The 15,310-nt window shown below is 58.9% G+C and carries 19 protein-coding genes; 9 read left to right on the top strand and 10 right to left on the bottom strand.

The features are described from left to right. Positions 1–27: 27 nt before the first annotated feature. The gene (locus MWU49_RS08465; protein WP_246970560.1) at positions 28–741 is read right to left on the bottom strand and encodes a DUF523 domain-containing protein; all 714 of its coding nucleotides are present in this window, start codon (positions 739–741) and stop codon (positions 28–30) included. Here MWU49_RS08465 and MWU49_RS08460 point away from each other — a divergent pair. Beyond that, a complete protein-coding gene (locus tag MWU49_RS08460) occupies positions 740–1,690 on the top strand; it encodes a 2-hydroxyacid dehydrogenase (protein WP_246970558.1) in 951 nt (316 codons plus the stop codon). The two genes, MWU49_RS08465 and MWU49_RS08460, sit on opposite strands and share 2 nt — an antisense overlap. A gap of 247 nt (positions 1,691–1,937) precedes the next feature. On the opposite strand, the gene MWU49_RS08455 is transcribed toward MWU49_RS08460, so the two are convergent. Then, positions 1,938–2,744, bottom strand: coding sequence for an SDR family NAD(P)-dependent oxidoreductase (locus MWU49_RS08455; RefSeq protein ID WP_246970555.1), 807 nt, complete (start codon positions 2,742–2,744; stop codon positions 1,938–1,940). Between the two features lie 93 nt (positions 2,745–2,837). Between MWU49_RS08455 and MWU49_RS08450 the strand changes: the two genes are divergently transcribed. Then, positions 2,838–3,257: a secondary thiamine-phosphate synthase enzyme YjbQ gene (locus MWU49_RS08450; RefSeq protein WP_246970552.1), complete on the top strand. Its 420-nt coding sequence runs from the start codon at positions 2,838–2,840 to the stop codon at positions 3,255–3,257. 140 nt (positions 3,258–3,397) lie between these two features. On the opposite strand, the gene MWU49_RS08445 is transcribed toward MWU49_RS08450, so the two are convergent. The 3 genes from MWU49_RS08445 to MWU49_RS08435 all read right to left on the bottom strand — a co-directional run bounded on the left by MWU49_RS08445 (position 3,398) and on the right by MWU49_RS08435 (position 4,772). Beyond that, positions 3,398–4,075: a DUF2057 family protein gene (locus tag MWU49_RS08445; protein WP_246970549.1), complete on the bottom strand. Its 678-nt coding sequence runs from the start codon at positions 4,073–4,075 to the stop codon at positions 3,398–3,400. Positions 4,076–4,140: 65 nt separating this feature from the next. Next, positions 4,141–4,479, bottom strand: coding sequence for a hypothetical protein (locus tag MWU49_RS08440; protein WP_246970546.1), 339 nt, complete (start codon positions 4,477–4,479; stop codon positions 4,141–4,143). Further along, the gene (locus MWU49_RS08435) at positions 4,476–4,772 is read right to left on the bottom strand and encodes a BPTI/Kunitz domain-containing protein (protein WP_246970543.1); all 297 of its coding nucleotides are present in this window, start codon (positions 4,770–4,772) and stop codon (positions 4,476–4,478) included. Before MWU49_RS08435 ends, MWU49_RS08440 begins: the two co-directional genes overlap by 4 nt. Before the next feature lie 132 nt (positions 4,773–4,904). Between MWU49_RS08435 and MWU49_RS08430 the strand changes: the two genes are divergently transcribed. Beyond that, entirely contained in the window at positions 4,905–5,582 is a 678-nt protein-coding gene (locus MWU49_RS08430; protein WP_246970540.1) for a hypothetical protein, read from the top strand. Between the two features lie 176 nt (positions 5,583–5,758). Here the strand turns inward: MWU49_RS08430 and MWU49_RS08425 are convergent, their stop codons facing one another. Then, complete coding sequence (locus MWU49_RS08425) at positions 5,759–6,292, bottom strand: mechanosensitive ion channel domain-containing protein (protein ID WP_246970538.1); 534 nt, start codon at positions 6,290–6,292, stop codon at positions 5,759–5,761. Between the two features lie 5 nt (positions 6,293–6,297). After that, complete coding sequence (locus MWU49_RS08420; protein WP_246970535.1) at positions 6,298–6,939, bottom strand: MBL fold metallo-hydrolase; 642 nt, start codon at positions 6,937–6,939, stop codon at positions 6,298–6,300. A 181-nt stretch (positions 6,940–7,120) separates the two neighbouring features. On the opposite strand from MWU49_RS08420, the gene MWU49_RS08415 reads away from it, so the two are divergent. After that, on the top strand, positions 7,121–7,945 hold the full coding sequence (locus MWU49_RS08415) for a mechanosensitive ion channel domain-containing protein (protein WP_246970532.1): 825 nt from the start codon (positions 7,121–7,123) through the stop codon (positions 7,943–7,945). 164 nt (positions 7,946–8,109) lie between these two features. Here MWU49_RS08415 and MWU49_RS08410 read toward each other — a convergent pair whose 3' ends face one another. Further along, positions 8,110–9,474 carry a cytochrome P450 gene (locus tag MWU49_RS08410; RefSeq protein WP_246970530.1) on the bottom strand — a complete coding sequence of 455 codons (1,365 nt, stop codon included), beginning with the start codon at positions 9,472–9,474 and terminating at the stop codon, positions 8,110–8,112. A 155-nt stretch (positions 9,475–9,629) separates the two neighbouring features. Between MWU49_RS08410 and moaB the strand changes: the two genes are divergently transcribed. The 5 genes from moaB (at position 9,630) to cobU (ending at position 13,398) form a co-directional block, all read left to right on the top strand. Further along, positions 9,630–10,142: a molybdenum cofactor biosynthesis protein B gene (moaB, locus tag MWU49_RS08405; RefSeq protein ID WP_246970528.1), complete on the top strand. Its 513-nt coding sequence runs from the start codon at positions 9,630–9,632 to the stop codon at positions 10,140–10,142. Continuing rightward, positions 10,139–11,374 (top strand): gephyrin-like molybdotransferase Glp, encoded by a 1,236-nt coding sequence (gene glp, locus MWU49_RS08400; RefSeq protein ID WP_246970526.1) that lies wholly within the window; start codon positions 10,139–10,141, stop codon positions 11,372–11,374. Before moaB ends, glp begins: the two co-directional genes overlap by 4 nt. A gap of 245 nt (positions 11,375–11,619) precedes the next feature. Beyond that, positions 11,620–12,150, top strand: a complete 531-nt coding sequence (locus tag MWU49_RS08395) for a heme NO-binding domain-containing protein (protein WP_246970524.1) — start codon at positions 11,620–11,622, stop codon at positions 12,148–12,150. 145 nt (positions 12,151–12,295) lie between these two features. Next, positions 12,296–12,874 (top strand): alkylphosphonate utilization protein, encoded by a 579-nt coding sequence (locus MWU49_RS08390; protein WP_246970522.1) that lies wholly within the window; start codon positions 12,296–12,298, stop codon positions 12,872–12,874. Further along, positions 12,874–13,398: a bifunctional adenosylcobinamide kinase/adenosylcobinamide-phosphate guanylyltransferase gene (cobU, locus tag MWU49_RS08385; RefSeq protein ID WP_246970520.1), complete on the top strand. Its 525-nt coding sequence runs from the start codon at positions 12,874–12,876 to the stop codon at positions 13,396–13,398. Before MWU49_RS08390 ends, cobU begins: the two co-directional genes overlap by 1 nt. A gap of 178 nt (positions 13,399–13,576) precedes the next feature. Here cobU and MWU49_RS08380 read toward each other — a convergent pair whose 3' ends face one another. Further along, on the bottom strand, positions 13,577–14,182 hold the full coding sequence (locus MWU49_RS08380) for a histidine phosphatase family protein (protein ID WP_246970518.1): 606 nt from the start codon (positions 14,180–14,182) through the stop codon (positions 13,577–13,579). Next, complete coding sequence (gene cobT / locus MWU49_RS08375; protein ID WP_246970515.1) at positions 14,175–15,245, bottom strand: nicotinate-nucleotide--dimethylbenzimidazole phosphoribosyltransferase; 1,071 nt, start codon at positions 15,243–15,245, stop codon at positions 14,175–14,177. Before cobT ends, MWU49_RS08380 begins: the two co-directional genes overlap by 8 nt. Positions 15,246–15,310: the final 65 nt, after the last annotated feature.

The raw sequence follows: 15,310 nt of genomic DNA, 5'->3' as shown, positions 1-15,310 counted from the left end.
CGCTCCTACAGCGGCGCTGTAGGAATGTTAGTGCATGGCTTTGCTGAGGCGGGAAAGGTAATGCTGCACATTGGTTCGCAGCGGCTCATCCAGCAACTCGCTTTTTTCCAGTCTTTCCTGTAGCCAGCTTCCCTGGTGGTCGTTGTGGTGCCACTGCTGATAGCAGAATACCTGAATCACGAACTGCTGAAGGAAGGTGGGTTTTTCCAGGTCGCTTTCGTTGGCAAGCGCAATGCGCGGGTAGAGATCGTGAAGTTTACGGGCGAAGGCGCCGGAGCCGGTGCCGATGTCGTTGCCGTGTTCGTCATGCAACGGGGTGGTGAGATGACCGCAGCTGGGGGAACGGGCCTTGAGCACGAATCCGCACAGCGGCTCACCCAGTTGCTCGGCAACATGCTCAAGTGATTCGGTGTAATCCCGGGAAGGATCGTGGACCGCCTGCACGCGCTGAGCATCACCAAGTTGAACCACCTGGATGGGCGGACGAGGGATCGGCAGGCCGATGCTGACTTCCGGGCAGGTTTCCCGAAAGCGCAGCAAGGGGGTGAGCTGATGCATGACGATGCCGTTGTGCTTGTGATCACCGTCGTAGCGTACCTTCTGGCCAGTGAGGCAGGCGCTGACACCAATCACCGGTTTCTGCCAGTCCTGCTGCGGTGGCGAAATCCCCATTTTTACCAGCAGATCCGTTAGCATGGGCGCATTCCCTTTTTCTTCTTCACGCTGAAGGACATTGAGCATGCAGGGTGTTTTCCTCGACTCGGAAACCGTCAACCCCGATGACCTGGACTTCGGTGCCCTCGACGCACTGATGTCCTGGACCTTCTTCCCCTTTACCGTCCCGGCACAGCGGGTTGAGCGTTTGCAGGGCATCGACGTGGTGATCACCAACAAGGTGGTGCTGGATGCCGATACTCTTGCCGCCTGTCCGTCCCTCAAGCTTATCTGTATTTGTGCCACAGGTACCAATAATGTGGATCTGGTGGCCGCCCGCGAGCAAGGCATTGTGGTGTGTAATGTGTCCGGCTATGCCCGGGCGTCGGTGGCGCAACACAGCTTGATGCTGATGCTCACCCTGGCCACGCATGGTTTCCGGTACGACCGGGCCGTGAAGCGGGGAGACTGGAGTGCGGGCCGACAATTCTGTCTGCTGGATTATCCGATCATGGAGCTGGCAGGGAAAACGCTTGGGGTGATTGGTTATGGTGATCTCGGCAGGGAGACCGCACGGCTGGCGGAAGCCTTCGGCATGAAAATCGCGGTGGCGCAATCGTTCAGCGGCAACAGCCATCAGGATCGGCTCCCGCTGAGTGAGTTGTTGCCACAGGCGGATGTGGTAAGCCTGCACTGCCCCCTCACCACACAGACCGACAAGCTGGTGGATGCTGCCTTCCTGTCGCAGATGAAACCGGGTGCACTGCTGATCAATACCGCCCGGGGTGGTCTGGTGGACGAGCCCGCGTTGGCGCAGGCACTGCGTAGCGGACAACTGGGCGGTGCCGGGCTGGATGTGCTCAGCGTCGAGCCGCCCCCGCGGGATCATGTGCTGCTGGCCGATGATATTCCCAACCTGATCCTCACCCCGCACAACGCCTGGGGAACCCGCGAATGCCGGCAGCGGTTGCTGGATGGCGTGGTGAGCAATATCCGGAACTGGCAGGCGGGAACGCCGACGAATGTGGTCAATTGAGCTACAAGCTACAAGCTACAAGCTACAAGCTGCAACGCGAGAGAAATGGGTGGAAACTGGCAGGCCCTGCCCGCGAGGATGTGTTGAAGCCACACCCTTCGGCCAGACAAGCTGGCTCTCCCACAAACACCTCAAATAGCGTCCATGGGAGACTTGTCTTGCCTGAGTGGTACTTTAATCGCGGGCACTGAGTTCGAGGTCGCATCCAGTCTTTATCGCGTTGCAGCTTGAAGCTTGTCGCTTGCTTCTACCCCTTCTTCTTCAATCGGTTCGCCAGCAATTGATCCATCCCCCGGAACAGGGGCTGGGGCAGTTTGGTGATGGGGCCGGGGGCGGCGGCGAGGAGCAGGCTGCCGAGTTTGCCCATGGGCCGGGCGATGCGTGCCGGGCGCTTTTCACAGGCTTCCACGATCCAGCCGGCGGCTTTCTTCACATCCATCATGGGCATGTATTTGTAGATTGCCGTGCGCGATGACATGGGGGTGCGCACCATGGGGAAGTACACCACCGTGGTGGTGATGCCCTGATGTCCCATCTCCGCCTGCAGGGAGCGGGTAAATGACTCCAGCGCACTCTTGCTGGCCAGGTAGGCGGAGAAAAGCGGAATGGGAATCTGGGTGGACAGGCTGGAGATGTTCACCACATGGCCGTGGCCCTGTTCCAGAAAGCGGGGCAACAGCTTCAGCGTCATCGCCACGGCGCCGATATAGTTGAGCTGCATGGTGCGCTGAAAATCATGCAGCCGATCCAGGGATTGCTCAATGGGGCGGCGAATGGAATGGGCCGCATTGTTCACCAGAGCGTCGATCTGGGGCTGCTCGGCGAGAATCCGGAACGCGCAGGCCTCAATGGATTTGCTGTCGCTCAAGTCGCAGGGGTAGATGGCGGCATAGGCGCCCTCTGCCTCCACCCGTTGCTGAACGTCACGCAGTTGCTCTTCCCGCCTGGCCACCAGACAGAGCCTGGCGCCACGCTTCGCCATCAGGATGGCGGCTTCCGCCCCAATGCCACTGGAAGCGCCGGTGAGTACAATGGTCTGGCCATTCAGTTTCATGCTGACTCCTGTTGTCTGTCATTGAGTCTGCCGTTGAATCAACGGCAAGCCAAGGTCAAAACAGGACGAAGCCAACGGTATCGGGATACTGCCATGTGGAAACAGAAACACCTTACTTTCTCCGCCAGGCGCCGGGGTTGTCACCTGATCACTCGTGAAGTGCTGGAACAGCTGCCGGAGTTGGCTGAGGTGAATGTCGGCCTGCTACATCTGTTTATCCAGCACACGTCGGCGTCACTCACGGTCAATGAAAATGCCGATCCGGATGTGCGCGGAGATCTGGAGCGTCATCTTAATGTGATGGTGCCGGAAAGTGCGCCTTACTATGAGCACACCCTGGAAGGCCCGGACGATATGCCTGCGCATATCAAGAGTGTGTTGATCGGGCCGTCGCTAAGCCTGCCAATCAGCGACGGGCGCCTTGCTCTTGGCACCTGGCAGGGAATTTACCTCTGTGAGCACCGGGATCACGGCGGGGCGAGAAGGGTGGTGGCGACGATTCAGGGAGAGTAGGGCAGCTGCGAGCTATGAGCTATGAAAGTCAAAGGCAGTTGAAAGTTCAAAGTTTAAAGTTGAACGCGGGATAGCAGGGAAGGAGCGGGGGGCCTTCAAGGCCGCACCCGCGTGTTGCGTGAAGCGTGCCGCGTGTTGCGTTATTCCGCTATCCACTGCAGGAATTCGCGGCGCTCTTCCGGGGTGGCCTGGTTCCACTGGGCTTTCAGGGTGTCCAGATAACTGGCGGCCGGGGTAGCCGTTTCCGCCGGGGTCGCGGCGGGTGCGGCAGCGGCTTGCGGGGCCACGGTGTTGCTGGTCGGGGTAGCCAGCTCTTCGCCGGTGACCGGTGCCAGGAATCCACGCTTGAGGATCAGCTGGGATTGCTCGGCTGCCACTTTCTCGCCGCTGACGGCATTTTCAGACCAGCCACTAAAGCTTTCTTCCATGGCGCGGGCAGCTTCCACGTCCGCCGGTTGCTCATAGCCCAGTACCCACATCTCACCGGGTTTGCCGTCGACAATGAAGTTGGCGGGGTTGGTTTTCACAATCTCGTGGTTATCCGCATCCAGCTGCCACAGTTCCTTGTAGTAGGCGAGGATTTCATAGCGCCCCGGGGTCAGCTTGAGATCCTTGAAGTCTGTGGCGAAGAAGGTATTGACCCCGTCCACCTCCTTGCCATTGATGGTGAATACTTCCAGCTGGCTGGGGACGCGAACGGTAACGACCTTGTTGTCAGACTGGGCCGGGCCCTCATAGAGCTGAACCACCGGGCTTCGGGCACAGGCGGAAAGGAACAGGGCAAACAGGGTGACAGCGGTCAGGCGCAGCGACTGCATGGTTTCTCCTCGGTACGGTAGCCCGCCAGTCTGGCGGGAAAAGGTGTCGTTTAGATGACAGTGGGTCAGAAGCCCCAGCCGTCCACGTTGTTCGGAGCCACATCCCGGTTAAGGGCGCCAAGGCCCCGGGCGCAGCGCACAATCCACCAGATGCTGATGACCACCATCAGCAGCCAGCCAATAAAGGCCACGGTGGTGATACCTGCGATAAAGGAATACAGCAGGCCGATCCAGAAAGTTCGGTACTGGAAGCGGAAATGCTCGCGCAGCGGTGGTGGCGCATCAGCGGCATTCAGGTGCGCAATGATGACGCCGGCAATGGCCGTCAGGCCGCCGGTAATCAATCCCACCAGATGCAAGACATAGACCAGTCTGGCCATGCTGGTACGAGAGGTGTCGGTCATTGTGGGGCTCCCTTGGCGGAATAGGGGGCATTGGCTTCGCTGTCGACAGCATTACAGCTGCTGACGCAATCTTCCCGGGTCTCGAACGGCACACTGCCCTTGCAGCCTCCCCAGATGAAGCTTTGGCAGCTGTTGCTGTCAGCGTCATAGTAGTAGCGGGTAAATGCTGCCTTGCACATACCGGATTCCGGAGGCTGGGAACAGGCGTCGGGCAGGACGGCTGACGACGAGGGATTTTGGCAGCCGGCCAGCAGGCTGAGGGCGAGTATCAGGGGAAATGCGAATGGGCGCATGGGGAGTCCTTACAGAACCGTTTCCAGTGGGGTTACTTTACCGAACTATGACGATGGTCGTAAGCGCTTCGTGATTTTCTGCGCAAGGCTGTTTTAAGCTGTTTTCGAAGTGGAGAAGCGAGGGTGCAGGATATGGGCAAGCGGAGCTGGATTGCCATGCTGGGGCTGTTGGGCTGTGGCCAGCTGTGGGCTGGTGCACCACAGTACGGCTTTCTTCAGGCGGGCCAGTTACAGCTCAAGGACAGTGAAACGGTCCTGTATGCCGGGGATCAGCCGCTGACCGGTGAATATGATGATCTGCCCTTCTTTACGGCCGGGGTGCAGAAGGTGCTCGGTGGCCAGCGCTTTCGTTATGGCTATGAGGGAGGCGCCCTGGTCAGCTGGCAGAACGACAGGGTGAGTTATTCCGCCGTAGTGGATGGCGGGACGACTGTGAACGTGAAGATCGATAACGAGTTGTTTGTCTTCGGCACCTTGCTGGGCGGCTATGGCGATGTGGTGCTTGGCAAGCATGCCCGGCTTTATGTATCCGCTGGTCCCATGCTGCTGGTGGCTTCCCTGAAACAGGACAAGCCAGAGACGCTCCCGCAGCCTTTGAGCAGTACAGTGATCATTAACGGCGATGAGCGTGACACCAGCTTCGGTTATGGCGCTTACGCGTCCTCCGGGCTGATCTTTTCCCTGGCCGGCAATGCGGAACTGGGGCTGGTGGTGCGCGAGCAGGCGGTGAAGATGGATTTCAATGATTCCATCGCGGATTTTCCCTATGAGGGGACCCTGTACATGTTGAGTCTGGGGTATCGGATGTGAAAATCAGCTATGAGCTACGAGGGGCAAGCTACAAGCTTCAAGCTGCAACGCGGGCAAGGTTAATTCGCTCTTGAAACGCTGGAGGCCGCGCCCAAATCATGGGCGCGGCCTCTGTACTTCCGGAACCCCAAACCTTCTCCCGTGTTGCAGCTTGAAGCTTGTAGCTTGCTCCTGTCTCAATCCGCCCGTACGTGTTTCTGGTCCCTGGGCAGGGTGTCGTTCTTCAGGCGAATCACGGTTTTCTGTAGCAGCAGGTTGTTGGGCAGGGTGTAGCGATGATCCAGTTCATCCTGAATGGTGATGAAGATCAGCCCCATGTGGCGGATCTGCCCGGTGACGGTGTTGTCGCCGTCCAGCAGGCGGATGCGGTCGCCGACCCGATAGGGGGCGCTGAAGAACAGGATGATGGCCGCAGTGGCGTTGCTGAGCATGGACCAGCTGGCGAACAATGCCACACCGAGCAGGGCCATCAGCGAGGTGGCGAACACCATCAGACCGTCGCCTTTCAGGCCCCACAGCACACCAACGGCAATCAGACTGATTACCAGGCAGGCCGCGTTGATGACAACGGACGTCTGGAAGATGCGCGCCTTGCTGAATTCCCGGCGACGCCCCAACCGCTTGGTGACGCCCCGCAGCAGGGCGGAAAGGGCCCAGCCGAGCACAACGATAATGGCCGTCAGCAGCCACTTCATGGCAATGGATTCCATGCCGCTTAACCGTGCTTGCCGGAGACAAAGGGGTTGTTGACCCGTTCATGGCCAATGGTGGACATGGGGCCGTGGCCGGGGATGAAGGAGACATCATCATCCAGGGTGAGCAGCTTCTCCTTGATAGCGGTGATCAGGGTGTCGAAGTCTCCCTTGGGGAAATCGGTGCGGCCAATGGAGCCGTTGAATAGCACATCACCTACCACCACCAGCTTGCTTTCCGGTTGGTAGAACACCACATGGCCCGGGGTATGGCCGGGGCAGTGGCGTACTTCAAATTCGGTTTCGCCCACGGTCACGGTGTCGCCGTCATCCAGCCAGCGATCGGGGGTAAACGGGCGCGAGGGCGGAAAACCCATCATCTGTGCCTGCTGCGGCAGCATGTCGATCCAGAACTGGTCTTCCTTGTGGGGGCCTTCAATGGACAGGTTGAGAGCCTCGGCCAGTTCGGCCACCGCGCCCACGTGATCAAGGTGCGCGTGGGTCACCAGAATCTTCTCCGGGGTGCCGCCTACCTGTTTCAGCGCTTCCAGAATATTGTCCAGATCCCCGCCGGGATCGACGATGGCGACCTTGTCAGTGGTCTCGCATTTGAGGAAGGAGCAGTTCTGCTGGAACTGGGTGACGGGGAGAATGGCGTATTTCATGGTGGTCAGTCGGCTTGTGTCGGGTTGTGGCTGTGCGGGCAGTATAGCGGTTCGCCCGGTGGCCCTGCATGCCCCGGCAAGTAAAAAAAATTGCAAATTCAGCCCCGGGTGGGGTTGGCGGGTGCCGGCTTGGTGATATTTTAAAGCTCTTTTGACTTTACCAAAGGAAGGAACGATGGAGATGGAACAGATCCAGCCTTATCTCGATAAGGCGATTGAGCTGGGTATGATGTATCTGCCCAAACTGGTGCTGGCGATCATTACCCTGATCGTCGGTTTCTGGATCATCAAACGTATCGGCAAGGGCATGAACGCGGTGCTGGGTCATCGGTCTATCGATGACTCGTTACAGAAATTTCTCACCAGCCTGGTGGATGTGCTGCTGAAGATCCTGCTGCTGGTGGCGGTGGCAGGAATGGTAGGTATCGAAACCACGTCCTTCATTGCCATGCTGGGTGCCATCGGTCTGGCCGTTGGTCTTGCCTTGCAGGGCAGCCTGGGCAACCTGGCGGGCGGTGTGCTGATCCTGTTCTTCAAACCCTATCGGGTGGGGGATGTCATCGAAGCCCAGGGGCACCTGGGGCGAGTCCATGACATCCAGATCTTCACCACCATCCTGATGACCATGGATAACCAGCGCATCGTGATTCCAAACGGGCTGATGTCCAACGGCTGCATCAAGAACATCTTCTGTGAGCCGCAGCGCCGGGTGGATATCGAATTTGGCATCAGCTATGGCGACAGCATTGAAGGGGCAAGAGCGGCGATCCAGTCCGTGATTGACGCCGATGACCGTATCCTCACCGATGGTGACTTCGCGCCCAACATCTTCGTTTCCGCACACGCCGACAGCAGCATCAACATGCTGACCCGGGTGTGGGTGAATACGGAAGATTACTGGCCGGTATATTTCGGCCTGTTCGAGCAGGTGAAATATGCCTTCGACAAGGCCGGCATCACCATTCCGTTCCCGCAGCGGGATGTGCATTTGTTCCAGCAATCATAAAATCAGCTACAAGCTACAAGCTACAAGCTACAAGCTAAAACGCGAGCCAGGTTTTCTGTTTTATTAGCGATGAGGCCGCGCCCGGATTTCGGGCGCGGCCTCATGCGTTTCAGTGATTAAGGAAATTCTCCGCGTTGCAGCTTGTAGCTTGAGGCTTGCAGTTTTTATCGCTTCTCAATCGTCACTGGCAACCCGTCCTTCGGCATGATCAGTGGCACCTGCTGGGTGGGGACTTCGTAGCCGGGTTTGACGCTGACCTTGTACTGTTTCAGGAAGTGGAACAGGAAGGTCTTGGTCTGCAGTTCGGCGAAGTTCAGGCCCAGGCATTTGTGGTGGCCGCCGCCGAAGGGCAGCCACTGATAGAAGTGCTGTTTGTGTTCGGCTCGCTCATCACTGAAGCGCACCGGATCGAAGGTGTGCGGATGGCTCCAGTATTCGTCCATGTAGTGGGTGTAAAGGGTGGAGACATTGACCAGGGTGTTGCGCGGCAGGGTGTAGCCCTTGAAGGTCACTTCCTTGACGGTGCGGCGCGGGAAAGTGGTAAGCGGTGGGCGCATGCGCAGGGTTTCCTTGAACACCCAGCCGGTCTTTTCCAGTTTCGCCAGGTCGTCATACTCCAGCTCGTTCTTGTCCAGTGCCTGCATTTCCTCGAACAGGTAATCCTGCCATTCCGGATGTTTGGCCAGCATGTAGATCACCGAGCAGAGCGTGCTGGTAGTGGTGTCGTGGGCAGCGAAAAGCAGGAAGATCATGTGGTTCATGACATCGCGATCACTGAGCCCGCCTTCTTCGTCGGCAGCCTTGCACAGTTCGGTGAAAAAGTCGGATTGATCACTGTTGCGCTTTTCCGGAATCAGTCGGGTAACAAAACTTTCCAGATAGCGACGGCCCTTCATGCCGCGATGCCAGAGCGTGCCGGGAATCTCTACACGTAATACCGCCAGCGACGCTTCAGTCGCATCGATAAAGGACTGGTTCACCTTGTCGGATTCCGGCCCCATCTCCAGGCCAAAGAAAATCTGCGCGCCCACATCCAGCAACAGCGTCTTGATGTGGTCGAGAAACTTGATCTCTGTGCCGGTGGGCCAGTGCTGAATCTCGCTGCCAATATGGGCATTCATGCGATCAAGGTAGCTGGCCAGCGCGGGTTTTTTAAAGGCCTGCTGCATGATACGGCGATGGAACTTGTGATCGGCAAAATCTCTCAGCATCAAACCGTCGGTAAACAGCTTCTCCAGGATTGGATTCCAGGCGGCACGGCTGGAAAAGACATGATCGGGATCCTTGAGCACGAACTCGTTGGCTTCCGGTCCCAGCAGGGTGACGCCACGCTGGAACAGCACCGAGCCCTTGAAGACGAGCCCGTATTTGTTGGCACGATCGGTGACCAGCTTGTGATAGTCCTTGAGGAAAGGAATCGTTTCGCCCAGCAGGGGCCAGCCATAATCGCCGGGGATGTCGTCCAGCTTGCGTTGCGGCATGCGGGGCAGCAGGTTGGCCTCTTGTTGGGCGCTTTCCATACGATTCATCACGATCTCCCGATAAACATTATGTATAGATTTAATTTACGCTCGCAGAGACAGGGTGAACAGGCCCCTGTCGGCCACGGTCAATTCGTGCTGTTCTGCCCAGCCGCAGAGCGGTTGCCCGTGGTAGTATCAAAGGCAGAGACAGGAGACATGATATGACCAAGCCTGCGGCGGAATTCGAGCCTCTGGCCCTGGCGGTGCTCACCGTCAGTGATACCCGAACCCCGGAAACGGATACCTCCGGGGATCTGCTGGTGAGTCGGCTGGAAGAGGCCGGGCACCGGCTGGTAACCCGCCAGATCGTCAAGGACGACATCTACCAGCTGCGCAAGGTGGTGTCTGACTGGATTGCCGATGAGGGCATCCAGGTGATTCTCACCACGGGCGGCACCGGTTTCTCCGGGCGGGATTCCACCCCGGAAGCCCTGTCGGTGCTGTTTGATAAACATATCGAGGGGTTTGGTGAGCTGTTCCGGCAGGTCAGCGTGGAGGACATCGGCACCTCTACGGTTCAGTCCCGTTGTCTGGCCGGGCTCGCGAATCGTACGGTCATCTTTTGCCTGCCCGGCTCCAACAATGCCTGTGCCACCGGTTGGGACCGGATCATCCGTGAGCAGCTGGATGCCCGCCACCGCCCCTGCAACTTTGTCGGGCAGGTGCGGCGATGAGTGCGCCTCCTGCATTGATGCCGGTCAGCGAGGCGCTGGAGCGTCTGCTGGCAGCGGCACAGCCGTTTCAGGCCGTACGTGGCATCGCGCTGAGTGAGGCTCGTGGCCAGTATCTGGCCAGTGCGGTCAAAGCACGGGTGGATGTGCCGGCCTTTGATAACGCTGCGGTGGACGGCGTGGCGATGCGCTATGCGGATCTGGACGAGCCCGGTCTGACATTGCCTATGCATTTGCGGGTGGCTGCCGGTGATGCGCCGGGCACCCTGATGCCCGGTCAGGTGGCGCGGATCTTTACCGGCGCGCCGGTGCCTGCCGGCGCCGATACGGTGTTGATGCAGGAGGACTGTGAAATCGCCGATGGCCGGGTGCGCCTGCCAGCTCGTGAAAACGTCAGAGAAGGCCAGAACATTCGCCCTGCGGGACAGGATGCCCGCCGTGATGAGGTGGTCCTGGCCCGCGGTGAACGCCTTACGCCCCAGGCGGTGGGTTTGATCGCATCGGTGGGGGAATCCCGGGTCACGGTTAACGCACCGCGTATCCTGGTGCTGACCACCGGTGACGAGTTGCAGGGACCAGAGGAAGCCCCGCTGCCAGGCAAGATTTACGACAGTAATGGTCCTCAGCTGGAACAGTTGTTGATTCAGAGTGGGTTTGCCAATGTGCAACGGGAGCATCTTGCGGATGATCCTGAGCTGATTCGCAGCACCCTGACGCGCTATCTCACCGATCCCCTGCACCGCCCGGATGTGATCATTTCTACTGGCGGTGTCTCGGTGGGAGAGGAAGACCATTTGCGAGCGGTGCTGGAAAGCCAGGGGGAACTGGATTTCTGGCGTTTGGCGATCAAACCGGGCAAGCCCTTCACCTTTGGTGAAGTGGATGGCCTGCCTTTCTTCGGCTTGCCGGGCAATCCTTCCGCCGTGCTGGTGTGTTACCTGATGCTGGTGTTGCCGGCCCTGCGCAAATCCTGTGGCGCCAGCTCTTTCTTGCCGGAGCCCTTCACTGTGCCGGCGGATTTTGCTGTGCCCCGACCGGGAAAACGGCAGGAATATCTTCGCGTGCGCTGTATCAATCATCAGGGGCAGCTGCGCCTGCAGCAACACCCGAACCAGAGCTCCGGCATGCTCAGCTCTGCGGTCTGGGCCGATGGCCTTGCTGTGGTGCCGGTGGGTAAAGCATTCGAGGCTGGTGAGCCGTTGGCGTTTTATCCTTTCTCGCAATTGCTGTTGTAATGGATTAAGCAGGCCAGTATGCGCTGGCCTGTGCTTCCGTTCGTTCCCGATTCTTTGCGCTTCATCCGATTATCCCCATGGCTTTGTCCTTGCTGTGAGCCAGTTGACGTCCTTTTGACGCGCCAGAAATCAGCCTGATCGTGCAGGGGGGACATTGGGTGCTCCCGGGAAAATTACGGTTGGCGAGACCAAGGTCGGTCGAAGTACGCCTCGTTGGATAACAAGGAAAAAAGAGGTGGCTGAAGATGAAAGGAACGATTACCCGTTGCGCAAAGGAACTGGTCGAATCAACATTCGGGGCTGATCAGTGGCTGGCCATTCTGGAAGATGCGAAAGTGGATGAAGAGACACGCCATCGACTTGCCTACCCGACTACGGATATTGATGACAGCATGGCCAAGGATATTCTTGCCTCTACCGCAAAGGTGCTGGGCCTGACGGCGGAGCAGGTTGCCGATGCCTTTGGCGAACACTGGTGCTGTGTCTACGCGCCGAAAATCTACTCCAGCATCATTACCCGCTTTGATTCCGCCCGGGAAATGATTCTCGGCATGGACAAGATCCATGTGCAGATGACTGCCACTATCAAGAATGCGCGACCACCGCGGTTCGATTATCAGTGGCAAGACGACCGTACCCTGATTGTGACCTACAAATCCTTCCGCGGCATGATCGACATCTACCGTGGCCTGGTGCTGGGTGTGGGCAAGCTTTTCAATGAGCCGTTGAGTGCCCGCAAACTGGATAATACCCAGGTCGAGATCGTGTTTGGCTGAGCGTGATTCCTCAGGGCAGCAAGACAGCCCTGAGGCAATTCCTGACGCTTTCTATCGGCCTGATGACTTGCAGGACTGACCGTCGGCCCCCCGCAGGGGTTGAGTTTCCGTTATAATTCGCGGCAAATTTTTCAGGAACCGGATTATGACGATTGAATCTGCCTTGCTGGCGCGCGCGGACTCTTGCTGCGAACTATGCGGTGCAAAGGAAGCCCTTTCTGTGTATGCCGTGCCGCCTGAGTCGGACGGTTCCGAGGCACAATCCGCCCTGCTGTGCGAGACCTGCCAGTACCAGATCGACAATCCCGGCAATGAAGATGCCAACCACTGGCGTTGCCTCAATGACAGCATGTGGAGTCAGCAGCCGGCCGTACAGGTACTGGCCTGGCGTATGCTGACTCGACTGCGTGCGGAGGGCTGGCCCCAGGATCTGCTGGATATGCTGTATCTGGAAGATGAGGTGCTGGAGTGGGCCCAGGCCACCGGGGAAGGTGTCGTGGAAGAGCAGGGCGTACAGCATCGTGACAGCAATGGCGCAGTGCTGGAAGCGGGGGACTCGGTCACCCTGATCAAGGATCTGAATGTGAAGGGCGCCAACTTTACCGCCAAGCGTGGCACCCCGGTGCGCAACATTTCCCTGGTGCAGGATAACCCTGAACAGATCGAAGGCCGGGTGGAAGGCCAGCGTATCGTCATTCTCACCCAGTTCGTGAAGAAAAATTAATGGCAGCAACATTGGTGCTGGGCGGTATTCGTTCTGGCAAGAGTGAGCTGGCGGAACGGCTGGCACAGGAGCAGGGCGGCCCGGTAGTTTATGTGGCCACCGCGACCATTGGTGATGCGGAAATGCAGGAGCGGGTACGGGTGCACAAGATGCGCCGTCCGCCGCAATGGTGGCTGGAGGAAGAGCCGCTGTCACTGGGCGGCGTGCTGCGTAGAAAGGCACTGATGAATCCGCCGCCGACGCTGCTGATAGATTGCATGAGTCTGTGGGTGAGCAACCTGCTGCACGCCGGTGACAGTGTGTTTGCCCGCGAGCGCGACAATTTCCTGTCGGCGTTGGTGAGCTATCCGGGGCTGGTGGTGATTGTCAGCAATGAAGTGGGGCTGGGGACCATTGGCATGGATCCCCTCACCCGGCGTTTTGCCGATGAGCTGGGCTGGTTGAACCAGTCCCTGGCCAGGCGGTGCGACAAGGTATTGTTCACCGTTGCCGGGATTGCCCAGACGCTCAAAGGCGAGCGGTAGCGTCTGCTGTAGGAGCGTCGCTCGCGGCGCGATTTCAGACCAGGATCAATAACGTTTTCACCACAGAGCGCACTGGGGCACAGAGAAAACCCATTGCTTTATCTCAGTGACCTCTGTGGTAAATAAATATTTTCAGGGGTTGGGTGATCGCGCCGCCAGCGACGCTCCTACGGCACGGCTAGCCGTGCTTCACCAGACAACTCAGCGTGCCGAATTCGGTGTGATCCAGTCGCACCTGTGAGCGGCAGGCGAAGGGGATCTGGAAGCCGGCCATGGCATTGCTGGGTGTCAGGCCCAGAACATGTCCCAGCACCATGCGAATCACGCCGCCGTGGCATACCAGCAGGACTTTCTGGCCTGCCAATTCTTCGTTCCAGTGTTGCCATGCTTCACCGATGCGCTGATGAAAATCCTGAATGGTTTCCGCATTGGGGGGCGGGTGATTTTCGGCATCGCGCCAGAAGTTGGCCTGGTGGTCGCCGTATTCCTGTTCCACCTGTTCCCGGGTCTTGCCCTCCCAGTCACCAAAGCAGATTTCCTTGAAGCCTTCGGCAACCGTCACAGGGATGTCCAGCTGTGTGGAAAGTTCGCTGGCGAATTCGCGGCAGCGCAGCAGAGGGGATGAAAGGATATGATCCCAGCGTTCTCCGTCCTCGATGGCGTCACGCATCTGCTGCCAGCCCAGTTCGCTGAGCGGGTCATCGCGATGCCCGCGGTACTTGTGACCGCCAGCCGGTTCGCCGTGGCGGATCAGATCGAAAAAGGTAGAGGTCATGTCATTCATTCTCGCTGTTGCTGACGCCAGCATCGGTGAAGGTGGCCATCTGGTTGTGCAGGGCGCAGGCATTGCGCAGCAGTGAGGCTGCCACCGCGGCGCCACTGCCTTCCCCGAGGCGCATTCCCAGGTCGAGGAGGGGTCTGGCCTGAAGTGCGTCGAGCACCTTGCCGTGACCGGGTTCCCCTGATCGGTGGGAGAACAACAGCCAGTCAGCCAGTTCCGGGCGCAGGCGTACCGCCGCCAGTGCGGCCGCGGAAACGATAAACCCATCCACCAGCACCGGGATGCCGCGTACCGCGCAACCTATGCATGCGCCGGCCAGCGCGACGATCTCGAAGCCGCCTAGCGATGCCAGGCAGTGCAGCGGGTCGTTGCTGTTACCGTGCCTGGTGAGGGCTTGCTGAATCACTTCGACCTTATGATTGACGCCGTTGCTATCCAGTCCGGTGCCGGGGCCGGCCAGCTCTTTTGGGGAGGCCTGCAGCAGGGCACAGGCAAGGGTGCTGGCACTGGTAGTATTGCCAATGCCCATTTCCCCGCCAATGAAAATGTCACAGCCATGTTCGGCAGCGCGTGCAGCGGCCCGGTCACCAGCGGTTAGCGCCAAATGCAGTTGTGCTTCACTCATGGCGGCTTGCCGGGCCAGGTTGGCCGTCCCCGGGGCAATCGCTTCATCAACGACGCCATCCGTTGGTGCCTGCGCTGACACCGTGCCCAGATTGACCACCTCCAGATGGGCTTTGAGTTGTCGGGCCAGAACGTTGATGGCTCCCCCGCCGGCAACAAAGTTGGCAATCATCTGGCCGGTGACGGCCTGCGGGAAGGCCGAAATGCCTTCCGCACAGACGCCATGGTCGGCGGCAAACACGGTGATCTTGATGCGTTCAGCTGAAGGGTGCTGGGTGTGTTGTAGCGCGGCCAGGCTCACGGCCAGGGTTTCCATCTGTCCAAGTGAGCCGGCAGGTTTGGTCAGCTGCTGCTGGCGCCGTTGAGCCTCCTGGCGATGCTGATCGCTGGGCGGGGGGATCACTTGCAGCCATGGTGTGGCGGGGGAGACAGAACAGGACACGGATAATTTCGCTGTGCAGTAAAAGCGGCAAATCCTCGGCGGCGGAGTGCGGCCTGTCAAGTTGG

The sequence above is a fragment of the Alcanivorax sp. S6407 genome (assembly GCF_023016115.1).
Lineage (GTDB): Bacteria > Pseudomonadota > Gammaproteobacteria > Pseudomonadales > Alcanivoracaceae > Alcanivorax.
The sequence above is the reverse complement of the archived record's forward strand: the minus strand, read 5'-3'. Positions and strand labels throughout refer to the sequence as shown.